The following is a 14,009-nucleotide window of genomic DNA, read 5'->3' on the forward strand; positions in this document are numbered from 1 at the left end:
GAATGCTTCCGGCCCCTCGATTCCCTTCTAGGCGTATTTCATAGAGCGTTGTACCACAGTGCCCACATCGCGGCTGCCAGTTCTGGCTCCTCGCGTAAGGTCGCACCGATGACGTCCATCACGCGAATTCCGTGCCGCTCGCATGTAAGCTCCACCTGGATTGCGTCCAGTTGAAAAGCTTTCATGAACAATATAGTGGCGTGGCTACGGTAACTCACCCCACTATCTGATACCGCCTGCGCGCTGTCAAATATGGCTATTTCTGTCAATCTCTCAGCGTGTTCCGCCGGATGTAGATCCAGGATGGACGCTGCGGACTCTAGTGTGCTATCTCCGAGAAGATCTGGAGCGAATTTTTCTTGATTTCTCTCGATTATTTCAAGCAATTCATGCTTGCTGAATTCAAATATGTTGACGAGTTGTCTGATTAGATCTCGTGGATACGGTGGGCGCTCCCAGTTTGAACGCTGCGCGGGAAGTAGTTCTTCGAGCTCATTATTCCAGTGGTGACTAAAATCTATAAGGGTCCGCTGTCCGAAGTGCTTCCTCTCCTCTTCGTTGATCCTGGCCGCCAGGAAGGAAAGATCCTCGATTTTCATTCGGCTGGTGTAGGCCCGTAGGAGGTCAAGGACTCTGCCGTCTTGTGGCGCTGTCAGTAGGCAGCCCTCGATGGCGATCCTCCTTGCCACTGGGTCGCTGTTTGATAGGGCCAAAATCCAGTCCCCGGGGCTCGCCTGTCTGGCAACTCTTAGAATCTGAGGGACTGTTTCAATGCTGAAGGGGTGCGGTGCGCTTAATACCGTCAAATCGCGGTTTCGATGCAATTGCTCGGTGATATCTCCCCAATGCATTATCCTGCTGTCTGGGTCCACCGTGATGAGAATCGATGGAATGGGACCGTCTGCGTAGTAGGATCGGTGTTCGACGTCAAGCTGACATCGGCCGGTTCCATCGCTCCTATGGTATTTATTTCTTCCGCTTTTGACTTGGATCCTCACCAGTGCGCCGGACAGCTGATTCGTTCCGTTGTGGGGAACCTGGGCGATTAGATCAGTTCCGTAGTCATCTCCTTGGTCCACGCTGATCACCGGCACGCCGGCTTCGAGGAATGTTAGGCGGACAAGAGATTCTCCTGCGTTTCCAATCAGATGTTGCGGCTTGATCTTTGGCCCGATCGGATGACTCACAAATATCTCCCGATAACGCTCACTGGGGAAGGAAGCCCGGCTTCTCCTGTCCCAGGGCTTGCAGTCGAGCAAGGTAGTCCTGCGCGGCAGGTTCTGTGGCGTAACGACGCCGCATCTCGGCAGCAAGTTCTCGGCTGGTCATGATGAGCGAGGGCACAGATTGCCGGTCACCTTCAAGGGCTCGCTCTCCCATGATGAGAGCCTGCTCCAAGTCGCCCTCACGCGCCGCGGTGACTCCGAGCGTGACGCGTGCTTCCGCGTTGCGCATCGGCGAACGCTCGGTGCCGTCGAAGTCCGTTCCCGCCCTCAACACCTCGTTGGCGAGTGTGCGGGCAAGCTTGTCTTCACCGACGAGGCGGTAGCAGTCCATCGCGTAGAAGTCGAACTTGGCCGGGTCCACAACGAAATGGTTGTCCAGGTTCTCGGGGTAGGGCATCCCTTCGAGTAGCCGCCGCCCCTTGTCCAAGGCCACCTCGACTTGTCGGCGGTCCCCGATCCGCGCCCACGCCTTTGCCTCCTGCGCAGCGAGCTGCACGGCCACGCCGTGGTGTGCTGCCGTCTCGGCTCCGGCCCGCGCTGCCGCGATAACGCCCCGGTAGTCGCCGGTCGTAAGGGCGAACCAGGCCCGCATCTCGTGCGCCCACCCGGCGACCTCCACGTGGTCAGCCTCGGTCGCAAGCGAGAGCGCGGCCTGCCGCGTCGACTCAGCGGCGTGCCGGGCGCCTGTGTCGTACTCGACACAGCCGACCAGTAGGGCAAGCCAGCCGGAGAGTGCGAGCACCTCGCGGTGCTGCGCGAGCGTGAGGCTCTTCGTGTGAAGCTCGACAACGCGGCGAAGCCACTGCCGCCCCTCGATAAGAAGCTGCTCGCTCGGCATGAACGGGTACTCCGAAGCGAGCCGGTCCGTCGTGATGCGGAGAGCATCAAGCGTGGCGTTGTCGACGTCGGACCGATTGAGACGGCTCACGATCTCCAGCGTCTCCATGCCGGACGCTGCAAGGATCTCCCTATCCCCGTCGCGCCGTGAGGGTGCTGGGAAGAGCGCGTGGGTCACGGTGCCGAAGAGGGCCGCGATGATCGGTTGGTAGAAGTCGTTCGGCATCTGGCCTGACTCCCAGCGCTTCCACTGGCGAATCATGCTTTCTTCTGCCGGCAGTTCCGTGGGGGCGTGCGCCCGCAGTGCCCTGACTGCATCACGTTGCGACCAGTCGCGCGCCGTCCGTTCAGCCGCGATGCGCCGCGCCCATGCGGGCCTGTCGTCGGTCATGTGCCCTCCTCCGAGTGCGTACACCGAGTCTCGCGCGCGAACCGGGGGGACAGGGAAGGGGACAGAGGGGTGTCACTGGACATGTCCCCTCCTCCGTTCCTTCGTCCCCCCGCTGTCACTTACTCCACACCCTCCGTTACTCGCATGCTGGTTGCAGATCAAGCGCCACCCGGTTCGGAGCGGTTTTCCAGAGCTTCGAGCCGTTCAGTCAACGCCTGAAGCTGGGAGCGGATCTCCTTGATGTCATCGCGTACGTTGCCACTGGGGGCAGACCCGTCGCTGACGAAGTTGCCCAGGTTCCCCGCCGACACGATCAGCCCTTCGGCACGGAGCGTGGCTAGTCCGTTCTGGATGGTCTGGCTCGCGTACCCGAAGCGGTCCATCAGCTCTCGCTGAGACGGGAGTTTCTCCCCCGGCTTCATCTTCTTGATGTCGTCGCGGAGTGCCTCCGCGACCTGCACCGCCTTCGGCTTCGGCCCTCCTGTGACAGTCATGCCTTGAGGGTACCCACCACAGCGAACTAGTGCGCATCACCTCGTAAGGGTTGTGCACCACAGCAGACTAGTGCAAGCTAGTCAGCACGGCCCCGGAACCTCCGGGTGGCAACTGTTTGACCTGCACGAATGGCTCGGGATTGCCCGTATGGCTGCCGCTCGCGGCAGCCGGAAAGCGGCTTCTGTCGCACGCCGCGGGCCCCGCGCTGGTTGTTCTTTGAGAACGCTCCACTGCTGGTGGAGCCGCATAAGTGGGTCTCTGAGCCGTCTCCCCCGAAGTGACGGCCGCGCGGCTGCAAGACCGCGCACCCAGCCAGCCCCGGACCGGCCGTGATGGTGCCGCATCGAATGCGGCCCGGGGCGCACGCCGCCACTCATCCACCGAGCAGGAAGAAGCCTGACGTGAACCGTACCTACCGCTTCACCGCGACAGTCACCGACTTGGACACCGGCAAGACGGAGGAGGTCTCCGACACCGCGACCTTCGACCACTTCATGGTCACCAGGCATGAGGCCAAGGTTGCCATCGGCCGGGAGTTCGCCAGCCAGCGCAAGACGGCCCGCAACATCCGCATCACCGGCTGATCGAACCGCGCCGGCGCTTCCCAACTCCAACCCGGAACATCCAGCCTCGGTCCCGGCATGACGCTGCCGGATCGAATCCGGCCCGGGGCACTCTCCCCGCCGCGCTCGCGGCGGGGGATTTCGGAGCGGTCGCCGTCTCACCACACGCCTGCGGCCCCTCCGGCTCCCAGTCCCTCCGTATCAGGAGCCCCCAATGCGCACGTACATCGGCGGTCATCAGGCCGTCTCCGTGAACGACTTCATCGAACTGGCCCTGGGCACCCCGGCTGAGCTGTGGCTCGGGGTGGAGGGCGAGACCGACGAGGAGCGCGCGGCCCGTCTGGACGCGGCGCGCGACATCCTCGCCGAGAACCCCGATCTTCCGGACGACGTGAGCCGGGTCATCAAGGTGATCGAGGCGCACGCCCCGGAGCTGTTCAACGTCGTCCCGCTGGCCCGCCCGGTTGGGCGCCGGCGGCCCGCGCGACAGGGAGCGGCGGCATGAACGAGCCGGTGACGCTGGACGCGCTGGCCGTTCCAATGCGCGTGCTGCGGCTGCTGGCCGCTGACTTCGGATACCTGCCCGCCCCGGACGTCGACCTGTCCCGCATCTACCCCGAGCGGCTGACCCTGCGGTTCCACGAGGGTCTGCACGCGTTCGAGGCGTGGCGGGAGGCCTTGGCCGTGCCGCCGGAGAAGGTGGCGCACGGGGTGCAGGGCGACGGCGCGACGCGCGTGCTGAAGGCGTCGACCGACTACGCGGGTGCAGAGGTGCACCTGATCGGCTACGCCGACGTGCCCGTTGCGGACGGGGGTGCGGAATGAACGCCCCCGAGACGACACAGACCGCGGAACGTCCGGCGGTCCCGCCGCTGACGAAGCCGGAGATGGGTCTTGCCGGTGTCGGTGCCCTTGCTGCCGCCGCGGTCGGCGCCCTGGGCTTGGTTTCCTCCTTCGACGCGGTGTCTCTCGCCGCTGCCCGTTGGGGCTTCTCTCAGCCGTGGATGCTGCCGGTCGGTAACGACGTAGCCATTCCGGTGTTCACCGTGGCCAACCTGCTGTTGATCCGGCTGGACATGGCGTTGGCGTGGGTTCGGTTCGTGCCCTGGGCGCTCACCCTGGTCACCTGCGGGCTGAACGTCGCCGCTGGGCACTCGCTGTGGGCGAAGGTGGCGCACGGGACGATGCCGCTGCTGTGGGTGGTCTTTTCCGAGATCGGCGCGCACGTCTACGCCGTCCGCATCGGCGCTGTGACCGGTCGGCGTATGGAGAAGATCCGGTTCTCTCGCTGGCTGCTGGCCCCGGCGCCTACGTTCGCTCTGTGGCGTCGGATGACGCTGTGGGAGGTCACCTCCTACGCCGACGCCCTCGCGCTGGAGAAGGAACGGCTGCTGGCCCGCGCGGACCTGCGGGAGCGCTACGGCCGCACATGGCGCCGCCAGACCCCCCGCCGCGAACGCGTCCTACTGCGACTGGGAGAACTCGCCCCGGCCGCCGCAGACATCAAGCCCGACCCGACGCCGGAGTCGGAACAGGCCCCGGCGGAGCCGAAGCGCGAGGTGCCCAAGCCGCGGCGCAAGCGGCCGGCCAAGGAAAAGGCCACCAAGCCGCAGCGCACACCGGCCGAACTGCTCGCTGAGGCACGCACCATCACGGCCGACTGGACGAACGCCAAGGTCAACGCCGAGGCACTGCGTAAGGCGCTGCACTGCGGAGCCCGTCCCGCCCGGCAGGTGCGGGATGCTCTGCTCGATGAGCGGGCCGCGAGCTACCCCCTGTACGCCGCCCTCGCCCCGGACGACGAGGCGGAGAGCGTCGCTGAGGGGGTGGCCGTGTGAACACCCTGACCACGGTCCTGCTGTCCGTGCTGCCGCTCGCCGTCGGTTGGGGGGTCCACGTGTGGTGGTTGCGGGGCTGTTTGAACACCGCCCGGCGTGACCCGCTCACCGGGTTACGCACCCGCGACGGCTTCACCCGCCGTGCCACAACCCTGCTCAAGGACCCGCGCGCGGTCGTCGTACTGGCCGACGTCGACAAGTTCAAGCACATCAACGACACCCACGGGCACGCCGCCGGGGACGCCCTGCTGAAGGCGACCGCGGACCGGCTCGCCCACTACGTCGGCCGCTCCGGTGTCGCCGGACGGCTCGGGGGCGATGAGTTCGCCGCCGTGCTCATCGAGGACCACGGCACCGCTGCGGACCTGCTCGCCGTCCTGCACGGCGTGCTCGCCCGCCCCGTCGACGGCCAAGACCAAGCCGTCCGCACCACGGTCAGTCTCGGGTGGGTGCGCGCCGCGGACTTCCCCGGCGACGACCTGTCCGGGCTGCTGCGCAGGGCGGATGAGGCGATGTACGCGGCCAAGCAGGGCCGCGCCGGGGCCCGCCGCGCGGGGCTTGGCTGGCTGTTCGCCACCGTCACAGGCCGTCGCGCCGGCCGAACTGGCGCCCGCACCGATGCCCCGGTCGTGGGGGTGGCGGCATGAAGTCCCAGCCGCTCGCCGCGGTCGGCACGTGGCGGCCGGTGATGGAGGTGGCGGGCTACCGCTGCCAGTGCACCGGCCAGTGCGGCAACCCGCATGCCAAGACGGAGGGTCGCTGTCCGCGCGAGCACCACGCGTACACCAGCAAGCGCGGTCACCGCATCCGCCTGATGGCGGCCCCTGCTGATGCGCTTACCCCGCCTGTGAAGGCCGCCGCGCTGCCGGTGGGGGAGCTGCGTGCCTGGTGCCCGGACTGCCACATCGCCGCCGCCCGCCGTGCTCGCACTACGGCCCCGGTGGACGACGCGCCGGGCCTGTTCGATCTGTGACGCCATCTGCTCCCGGCGGGCTGTGCGCCCGCAGACGACTCATCACCCCTAGGAGGGGTTAACCATGGCTAAGCCCGACACTCGCCGCCTGGACCGCGAGATCCAACAGACCACCCGCAAGCTCAAGGCCGTTCAGGACCGCGAGATGTGGCCGCTGACCGGCCGCGAGCGCCGCGCCGTCCTGGCTGCAATGGCTAGCGGCTCATACAGGGTCGTACGCGGCAACAGCCCCGCGCGAGCCGAACGGAAGCTGACAACCGCGTGGGGCTCGGCCGAGACGCGGCTGTCCACGGAGATCCACGCCCTGCAGACCGCGCGGCAACGGATCGTGAACGAGGCCGCCACCGTTAAGGCCGCCAAGAAGTCCTCGGGGTGGTGGTGACCGTGGCCGGCAAGAACACGCTGAGCCTGAAATGGATCACCGATCTATTCCGCGGCTCGGGTGACTCGATCCGTCAGCCGCTCCCCGCCGACTCGGCACAGTTCGTCTGTCTGTCCGGCAGCAACTTTGGCATCCACGGCCCGATCCCGGCGTCTCGGGCCCGCTTCACGGTCAACCGACGCCGGGCATGGGGACACGACGTCCGCGCTTATCCGACCACCGGCCGCGACGGCACCCCGTTCACGGTCATCTACACCCGCGTCGCCTACACCGACGCCCCCGGCCTTGAAGCCCTGATCACGGTCTTCGAGTTCCCCGCCGGCAGCGCACTCCCGCCCGGCATGTAACCCAACGGGCCCGGCCGCCCACCTCTCACAGCGACGGCCGGGCCTTCCCTCCCGCCATTCCGGAAGGACCCTCAGTGAAGCACCCCGACGACGACAACGAACTCTTCAACCGACTCGAAGCCGAGATGGCCACCGACTCCCGCCCCGACACGGGCGGTGAGGTAGTCGACCTCGACAAGGCCCGATCGGCGCGTGCCGAGTCGACCGACCCGAGCGCCCGCCCCGGCGCCGACCGGTCGCCCGACTCGCCCGCCGAGGAGTCGGCCGACCCGACCACCCGCGCTATGGTCGACCAGCCGACCCCGAAGGCCACCGGTCCGGGCTACCTCGGTCGGCTCGCCGCCGCCAAGCGCCGGGCCGTGATCCCCATCTGGCTGCGCTCGCTGGCCGAACTCAAGACCGCGTCCGCGTGGGTGGCCCGCCACTACACGCATACCGTGGCCTACCACGCGTTTCGCTCCCCGTGGTACGCCGCCCGCCTGTCCATGCAGGCTCCGGCCGGGCTGGCCCGGTTCACCGGGGGCACGATGCGGTGGGTGGCCGACCGCGAGGGCGAGCCGGTCCGCCTCGCGGCCGTGCGCCGCGAGGACGCCGCCGAGTACCTGAAGCTCTCGCGGCAGCGCGACGGACGGGTCCGACTGCGCACGCTGGTGGCCGTGCTGGGCATGTTCGTGGGCTTCGGTCTGGCGCTCGCCCTGTACGTGCTCGCCCCCGGCTGGCTGCAAGCCGTCTCGGTCGGCGCCCTGGTGCTCGCGCTCGGGGCCGCCGGACGCAAGGCCGATGATCCGGTTATCCACAGGGCTGTGGAAGTTCCGAAGGCATCCAAGCTCACGTCGGACATCGTGCTGCGGGCGCTTGGTGCGATCGGCATTGCCGCGATCAACCAGGCGCAGTCCAAGGGCCGGGACGGGTTCGAGTTCACGGCCCCGATCACCCGCGACGGCCCCGGCTGGCGGGCAGAGGGCGACCTGCCCTTCGGCGTGACCGTCACGGACGTGATCGAGAAGCGGGAACGCCTCGCGTCGGGACTGCGCCGGCCGCTGGGCTGCGTGTGGCCGGAGGCGGAGTCGGAGGAGCACCCCGGCCACCTCGTTCTGTGGGTCGGTGACCAGACCCTCAAGGCCGCACGGAAGCCCGCGTGGCCGCTGCTGAAGTCCGGCACGGTCGACCTGTTCAAGCCGGTCGCCTACGGCACCGACCAGCGCGGACGGTGGGCCGAGGTCACGCTCATGTTCATCGCCGGGATCATCGGCGCCATCCCCCGCATGGGCAAGACCTTCCTGCTCCGGCTGCTGCTGCTCATCGCCGCCCTCGACCCGCGGGCGGAAGTGCACAGCTACGACATGAAGGGCACCGGCGACCTGGACCCGGTCGGCGAGGCCGTCTCACACCGGCACGGCGTCGGCGAGGAGGACGCGACGATCCTGTACGCGCTCAACGACTTCCGCGCCCTGCGCGAGGAACTGCGGCGCCGTACCAAGGTGATCCGCTCGCTGCCCCGGGACATCTGCCCCGAGAACAAGGTGACCAGCGCACTCGCGGACAAGCGCTCCCTGGGACTGCACCCGATCGTGGTCGGTGTGGATGAGTGCCAGGTTCTGTTCGAGCACGCCGAGCACGGCAAGGAGTTCGAGGAGATCGCCACCGACCTGGTCAAGCGCGGTCCCGCCACCGGGATCGTGCTGCTGCTCGCCACGCAGCGCCCCGACGCCAAGTCGCTGCCCACCGGCATCTCGGCGAACGCGAGCACGCGGTTCTGCCTGAAGGTGATGGGCCAGACCGAGAACGACATGGTTCTCGGCACGTCCTCCTACAAGCGTGGGGTGCGGGCCACGATGTTCGCGTGGGGTGACAAGGGCCTGCACTACTTCGTGGGTGAAGGCTCCGACGCCCGGATCGTCTCCAGCACGTTCCTGGACGCGCCCATGGCCGAGCGCGTCGCGGTCCGCGCCCGCAGCGTGCGGGAGAAGGCCGGACTGCTGTCCGGCTACGCACTCGGGGAGGCACCCGAGGCGGTCACCGGCCCGTCCTACGACCTGCTCGCCGACGTCGCGGCCGTGGTGCCGGAGACCGAGGAGCGGGTGTGGAACGAGCGGATCGCCGCCCGCCTCGCCGAACTGCGCCCCGAGGTCTACGGCGGCTGGAGGGGCGAGAACGTCACCAGCGCGCTCAAGCCGCACCACGTCCGCACCCGCGACGTGGCGGGGACGACGGACGACGGCACCCGCACCACCCGCCGGGGCATCGCCCGCGCCGACCTCATGAAGGCGATTGCGGAGCGTAGCGAAAACCCGGGCGCCGCATAGGCCCGGACGGTGCTACCGGTAGCACCCACACCTGCTACCGGTAGCACCCCCGCTAGCACCCCAAACACGCCCCCACCTGTGATCTAGCGGATAGCACCCCACCTGCGGAAACCGCTGAAAACCGCCTGGAAGGGCCCCTGATGACCCCCATCCTCCTTGCTATCGCCTGCCTGTTCATAGTCACCCTGAGTTACGGCGGGCTGTGTGCGGCCTCGCCGTTCGGTAACTGCCGCAAGTGCCGCGGCATGGGCCACCAGCTCAAGACCGACCGCAAGGGACGCCTCAAGCGCGGCAAGGACTGCCGCCGCTGCCACGCGACCGGCAAGCGCATCCGCGTCGGTCGCTGGCTCTACAACCGCTGGGCCCGCATCTACCGCGCCGGCACCGCCGACTGACCACGAAGGGACCACCCATGACCCACAACCCCGAGCCCGCTCAGCCCCCGATCGTCATCGTCCACGACGAAGGCGCGGACCTCCTCAACCTGGCCCGCGCCGAACGCTCTCTGTCCGGCGAGCCGCCGGTCACCGTTGATGAACTCCGCCGTCTCATAGCCGAGATGCGTGCCCGCGCCGCCCACTTCGGCTCGCGCCCGGAGACGGGCCGATGATCCTCACCTTCTCGGCCGTGCTGCTCTTCGGTCTCGCCTCCGCCATCGCCGTCAAGACCAGGTCGACCGGCGCGGGTGCCGCGGTGCTGCTGTTCCTCTTCGGGTTCTTCACCGCCGGAACCGGCGCCTACGGGCCCATTCGCGACCTGGTGGCGTCCTTCGCCCGGTTCCTGTCCCAGCTCGGCCACTGACCGGAGGCATCCCGTGAACGAACCCATCGTCGTGCGGCACTGGGCTATCACCGCCGCGCCCAAGGCAGCGCCCGCCGTCGCCACCACGACCGTGCTCGCCCTCGCCCGGATCTGGAACGCCAACGGCGCCGAACACTCCGTCGGCAACGCCGCCCTCATGGCGGTCCTCGCCGCCGGAGCAGCAGCGGGCGGCGCTTCCCTGGCTCGCGCCGGTGAGCCCGTGCTCGCCGCTACCGGTTACGCCGTCTCCGGCAGCCTCGCCCTCGCGGGCGTCGCCGGATACTCCGACGACCTGTCCCTGCCGCTGCTGCTGTGGGCGCTGGCCACCGTGCTCGCCTACTGCTTCACCGCCCGCCACTGGCGCCAGGACCGGCGCGACGCCCTCGACCACCAGCGGCACATGGGCGAGCGGCGCGAGGAACGCGCCCACATCGAGCGCGTCGAGACCATCCGCGCCACCGCTCAGATCGAGGTGGCCCGCGCCGGAACCGCCTACGCCGAACAGCTCGCCCAGGCGCTCATCACCCGATCCACACTGCCCGGCTTCGACGCCACGGCCCTGGAGTCCGCCGGACTGCCTGAACTCCCCATCGCACGGGAGGCCCGGTGACGTTCGAGATCCGCGTCATCTGCACCCCGGACGACGCCGACTGCGTCAGCAGCGCTCTCGCCGCTGTGTTCGAGACCGGCGCCGCGCGCCGGTACCCCACCCGCGACGGCAAACGACTGCGGCTCTACGTCACCGCCGATCACCGCAACTCCGGCACCCACCCCAACCACCTCGAAAGCGAGTGATCCCCATGGCCGTGGGAGAGACCACCATCACCGTCGTCGGCAACCTCACCGACGACCCCGAACTCCGCTTCACCCCGTCCGGCGCGGCACTGGCCAAGTTCTCCGTCGCATCCACCCCGCGCACCTACGACAAGACCTCCGGCCAGTGGCAGGACGGCACCGCGATGTTCCTGCGCTGCACCGCATGGCGCGACCTCGCCGAGCACGTCGCCGACAGCCTCACCAAGGGCATGCGCGTGGTCGTCACCGGCCGTCTGCGTCAGCACAACTGGCAGAACGAGCAGGGAGAGAACCGCTCGATGCTCGCCCTGGAAGTCGACGACATCGGCCCCTCGCTCCAGTTCGCCACAGCCAAGGTCGAACGCTCCCAGCGCAAGAACGCCGCGACCGCCCCGGCCGCCGACCCGTGGAACACCGCCGCCCCCGCCTCCAGCGGATGGGGCACCCCCGCTCCCGCCGGTGGTGACCGGCAGCAGGGCGACGAACCGCCGTTCTAGATACACCCGGGGCGGGCGCCGTCTCACCACAAGCCTGCGCCCGCCCCGGTTCTCCAGTCCCTCCGCAGAGAATCAGGAGACCCCCAGCATGACCCAACACGCGGCATTCGGCGAGGGCCCATCGACCCGTACCCCCCAGACGAGGCGCACCCCCTTCCGGCCGCCCCTCTCCCACCTCCCACTCGTCACGTGCGAGCACCTGCGCACCGCCCTGGCCCTGGCAGAAGCGGGCGTTCCGGTGCTGCCCCTGCGGGAGGGCAAGGGGCCGTTCGGCAACTGCCGCACCTGCACCCGCGGCGCCTGCGGCGGCCGGCCCAACATGAAGAGCGCAGGGACATGCCGCTGCCCCGCCCCGTGCCACGCCTGGGCCGCAGCGACCACAGACCCCCGTGTGATCACCTCCCCCGCCTGGTCTCCGGCATGGCGTGCGGCCGGAGCGGTCGGCTACCACCCGGCAGGATGCAGGCTCACCGTCGTGGACCTGGACAACGCCAGCGCCGTGGCCTGGGCATGCCGAACGCTCCCGGCCACCCGGACCGTGCCCACCACCCGCGGCGAGCACTGGCTATACCTCGGGACCATGCAGTCCGCCAACGCCGTCCGGCCCGGCCTGGACATCAAATCGCGCATGGTCTACGCCCGCTGGCTCGGACCCGGCACCGGCACCATGAGCGCACTGCCGTCCACCGTCCGCGCCCTGATGGTGAAGGAAGAGGCCACCCCCGCCCGCGCCGGGGTGGCCTCTTCCCTCACCCCGCGCGCCACGTGGGACCGGTCCGTGGCCCACGGATGCCGCCACACCGAGCGCTACATCCGCACCGGCCTGGAACGCGGCCTCGCCATGGTCACCGCCCACACCGAATCCGGCGCCGGATCACAGGCGTTCGGCGTGGCCCGGTTCCTGGCAGCCCAGCACGCGCAGTGCGCCGGACCGTGCGGCCTGGACGCCATCGGCGAAGAGATCGTGGCCGCGGCCGTCGCCGTCGGCGTCCCCGAGCCGTACGCCGAGCGAGCCGTCACCAACGGCCTCGCCACCGGCAAGGAGCACGCCGCATGACCGCCGAGGAACTGCCCGCACCCACCAACCCGCTCGCCGTCGCCCGGCGCCTCCTGCCCGACTGGCAGACCGAGGACGGACACCTGACCCGCCGGCGCTGGCGCGGCTCGTGGATGCGCTGGACCGGTACCAGCTGGCGCGAGCTGGACGAGGCACAGGTACGTGCCCACATGTACGAGCGCCTTGAACACGTCGTCTACCAGACGCCCGGCAAGGACGGACAGCCCGAGGAACGCGACTGGGCACCGACCAAGCAGAAGATCAACAACCTCCTCGACGCGCTCGGGGCAATCACGCTTCTGGCCACCGACACCGACGCCCCCGCATGGCTCGACGGCCAGCAGGACGGCGGCCCGATCGTGGCGTGTGAGAACGGGCTGCTCCGGATCCGTGACCGGCAGCTTCTGCCGCACACTCCCGGTTTCTTCAACCTCGTCTCCGTCCCCTTCGCCTACGACCCGGACGCCACCGCACCGGCCTGGGAACGGTTCCTGGCGCAGATCTGGCCCGACGACTCCGACGCGATCACCGCGCTTCAGGAGTGGTTCGGCTACGTCCTGTCCGGCCGCACCGACCTGCAAAAGATCCTGCTCATCGTGGGCCCGTCCCGCTCCGGCAAGGGCACGATTGCGCGGGTGTTGAAGGCGCTGGTCGGCAAGGAGAACCTTGCCGGGCCGACGCTCGCCGGGCTGGGCACGAACTTCGGGATGTCGACTCTGATCGGGAAATCGCTGGCGGTCATCTCCGACGCCCGGCTGTCCGGCAACGACAACAGCCAGGTGGTAGAGCGGCTGTTGACCATCTCCGGTGACGACACGATCGACGTGGACCGCAAGTTCCGCGAGCAGTGGACCGGCAAGCTGCCGTCCCGGCTGATGATCCTTTCCAACGAACTGCCGCACTTCGGCGACTCCTCCGGCGTCATCGCGAACCGGTTCGTCCTGCTCAGCATGCGGGTTTCATGGCTGGGCAAGGAAGACCCCACCCTCACCGACCGCCTCACCGCCGAGATGCCCGGGATTCTGAACTGGGCCCTGGAAGGACTCGCGCGTCTTCAGCGGATCGGCCGGCTCACCGAACCCGCTTCCAGCCGTGAAGCGGTCACCACCATGCGGGACTCCGCCTCACCTACGTCCGCGTTCGTCCGCGAGCGCTGCACCACCGGCCCCGCGTGCACCGTCGCCGTGGACGACCTGTGGGCCGTCTGGCGGGAGTGGGCCGAGGACAACGGCGTCCGCGCCGGCACGAAACAGCTCTTCGGCCGCAACCTCCTGTCCGTCATCCCCCAGCTCAACCGCACCCGTCCCCGCGCCCCCTCGGGCGAGCGGATCGCTACCTACAACGGCATCACCCTCGCCGGTTGAGCCGACAATCCGCCGGGTCGCGGCCCATCGCGGCCCACCTCGCCTGACCTGCGCTTTTCCCACACCCCACCACCGGCCCATCGTGGCCCACCGCTTCCAGGCCGCGGGCCGCGATGGGCCGCACAACACCGCCACAA

At 68.6% G+C, this 14,009-nt stretch carries 20 protein-coding genes; 17 read left to right on the forward strand and 3 right to left on the reverse strand.

The genetic code is table 11. The features are described from left to right. Window positions 1–38: 38 nt before the first annotated feature. From ADK64_RS43260 to ADK64_RS21250, 3 genes are all read right to left on the reverse strand, one after another. Window positions 39–1,187 (reverse strand): DUF4365 domain-containing protein, encoded by a 1,149-nt coding sequence (locus ADK64_RS43260; RefSeq protein ID WP_159046310.1) that lies wholly within the window; start codon window positions 1,185–1,187, stop codon window positions 39–41. A gap of 19 nt (window positions 1,188–1,206) precedes the next feature. Then, window positions 1,207–2,454, reverse strand: coding sequence for a hypothetical protein (locus ADK64_RS21245; RefSeq protein ID WP_078992764.1), 1,248 nt, complete (start codon window positions 2,452–2,454; stop codon window positions 1,207–1,209). Between the two features lie 158 nt (window positions 2,455–2,612). Next, a complete protein-coding gene (locus ADK64_RS21250) occupies window positions 2,613–2,948 on the reverse strand; it encodes a winged helix-turn-helix domain-containing protein (protein ID WP_234384663.1) in 336 nt (111 codons plus the stop codon). Window positions 2,949–3,350: 402 nt separating this feature from the next. Between ADK64_RS21250 and ADK64_RS21255 the strand changes: the two genes are divergently transcribed. The 17 genes from ADK64_RS21255 (at window position 3,351) to ADK64_RS21335 (ending at window position 13,872) form a co-directional block, all read left to right on the forward strand. Then, window positions 3,351–3,533 carry a hypothetical protein gene (locus ADK64_RS21255; protein ID WP_053661357.1) on the forward strand — a complete coding sequence of 61 codons (183 nt, stop codon included), beginning with the start codon at window positions 3,351–3,353 and terminating at the stop codon, window positions 3,531–3,533. A 193-nt stretch (window positions 3,534–3,726) separates the two neighbouring features. Further along, window positions 3,727–4,017, forward strand: a complete 291-nt coding sequence (locus ADK64_RS21260) for a hypothetical protein (protein ID WP_053661359.1) — start codon at window positions 3,727–3,729, stop codon at window positions 4,015–4,017. Next, window positions 4,014–4,337 carry a hypothetical protein gene (locus ADK64_RS21265; RefSeq protein ID WP_053661361.1) on the forward strand — a complete coding sequence of 108 codons (324 nt, stop codon included), beginning with the start codon at window positions 4,014–4,016 and terminating at the stop codon, window positions 4,335–4,337. Before ADK64_RS21260 ends, ADK64_RS21265 begins: the two co-directional genes overlap by 4 nt. Beyond that, window positions 4,334–5,350: a DUF2637 domain-containing protein gene (locus ADK64_RS21270; protein WP_053661363.1), complete on the forward strand. Its 1,017-nt coding sequence runs from the start codon at window positions 4,334–4,336 to the stop codon at window positions 5,348–5,350. The genes ADK64_RS21265 and ADK64_RS21270 overlap by 4 nt, the downstream gene beginning before the upstream one ends. Then, a complete protein-coding gene (locus ADK64_RS21275; RefSeq protein WP_053661365.1) occupies window positions 5,347–5,997 on the forward strand; it encodes a GGDEF domain-containing protein in 651 nt (216 codons plus the stop codon). Before ADK64_RS21270 ends, ADK64_RS21275 begins: the two co-directional genes overlap by 4 nt. Beyond that, window positions 5,994–6,323: a hypothetical protein gene (locus ADK64_RS21280; protein ID WP_053661367.1), complete on the forward strand. Its 330-nt coding sequence runs from the start codon at window positions 5,994–5,996 to the stop codon at window positions 6,321–6,323. The genes ADK64_RS21275 and ADK64_RS21280 overlap by 4 nt, the downstream gene beginning before the upstream one ends. 64 nt (window positions 6,324–6,387) lie before the next feature. Next, a complete protein-coding gene (locus tag ADK64_RS21285) occupies window positions 6,388–6,705 on the forward strand; it encodes a hypothetical protein (protein ID WP_053661369.1) in 318 nt (105 codons plus the stop codon). Continuing rightward, the gene (locus ADK64_RS21290; RefSeq protein ID WP_053661371.1) at window positions 6,696–7,052 is read left to right on the forward strand and encodes a hypothetical protein; all 357 of its coding nucleotides are present in this window, start codon (window positions 6,696–6,698) and stop codon (window positions 7,050–7,052) included. The genes ADK64_RS21285 and ADK64_RS21290 overlap by 10 nt, the downstream gene beginning before the upstream one ends. A 74-nt stretch (window positions 7,053–7,126) precedes the next feature. Beyond that, window positions 7,127–9,358 carry a cell division protein FtsK gene (locus tag ADK64_RS21295; RefSeq protein WP_199829671.1) on the forward strand — a complete coding sequence of 744 codons (2,232 nt, stop codon included), beginning with the start codon at window positions 7,127–7,129 and terminating at the stop codon, window positions 9,356–9,358. A gap of 140 nt (window positions 9,359–9,498) precedes the next feature. Then, complete coding sequence (locus ADK64_RS21300; RefSeq protein ID WP_053661373.1) at window positions 9,499–9,753, forward strand: hypothetical protein; 255 nt, start codon at window positions 9,499–9,501, stop codon at window positions 9,751–9,753. Between the two features lie 17 nt (window positions 9,754–9,770). Continuing rightward, window positions 9,771–9,968, forward strand: coding sequence for a hypothetical protein (locus ADK64_RS21305; RefSeq protein ID WP_053661375.1), 198 nt, complete (start codon window positions 9,771–9,773; stop codon window positions 9,966–9,968). After that, complete coding sequence (locus ADK64_RS21310; protein ID WP_053661377.1) at window positions 9,965–10,159, forward strand: hypothetical protein; 195 nt, start codon at window positions 9,965–9,967, stop codon at window positions 10,157–10,159. Before ADK64_RS21305 ends, ADK64_RS21310 begins: the two co-directional genes overlap by 4 nt. 13 nt (window positions 10,160–10,172) lie before the next feature. After that, the gene (locus ADK64_RS21315; protein ID WP_053661379.1) at window positions 10,173–10,769 is read left to right on the forward strand and encodes a hypothetical protein; all 597 of its coding nucleotides are present in this window, start codon (window positions 10,173–10,175) and stop codon (window positions 10,767–10,769) included. Then, entirely contained in the window at window positions 10,766–10,954 is a 189-nt protein-coding gene (locus ADK64_RS21320) for a hypothetical protein (RefSeq protein ID WP_053661381.1), read from the forward strand. Before ADK64_RS21315 ends, ADK64_RS21320 begins: the two co-directional genes overlap by 4 nt. A gap of 5 nt (window positions 10,955–10,959) precedes the next feature. Further along, window positions 10,960–11,451 (forward strand): single-stranded DNA-binding protein, encoded by a 492-nt coding sequence (locus tag ADK64_RS21325; protein WP_053661383.1) that lies wholly within the window; start codon window positions 10,960–10,962, stop codon window positions 11,449–11,451. A gap of 88 nt (window positions 11,452–11,539) precedes the next feature. Continuing rightward, entirely contained in the window at window positions 11,540–12,508 is a 969-nt protein-coding gene (locus tag ADK64_RS21330; protein ID WP_234384664.1) for a bifunctional DNA primase/polymerase, read from the forward strand. Then, on the forward strand, window positions 12,505–13,872 hold the full coding sequence (locus tag ADK64_RS21335; RefSeq protein ID WP_053661385.1) for a DNA primase family protein: 1,368 nt from the start codon (window positions 12,505–12,507) through the stop codon (window positions 13,870–13,872). Before ADK64_RS21330 ends, ADK64_RS21335 begins: the two co-directional genes overlap by 4 nt. Window positions 13,873–14,009: the final 137 nt, after the last annotated feature.

The organism is Streptomyces sp. MMG1121, from assembly GCF_001280015.1.
Lineage (GTDB): Bacteria > Actinomycetota > Actinomycetes > Streptomycetales > Streptomycetaceae > Streptomyces.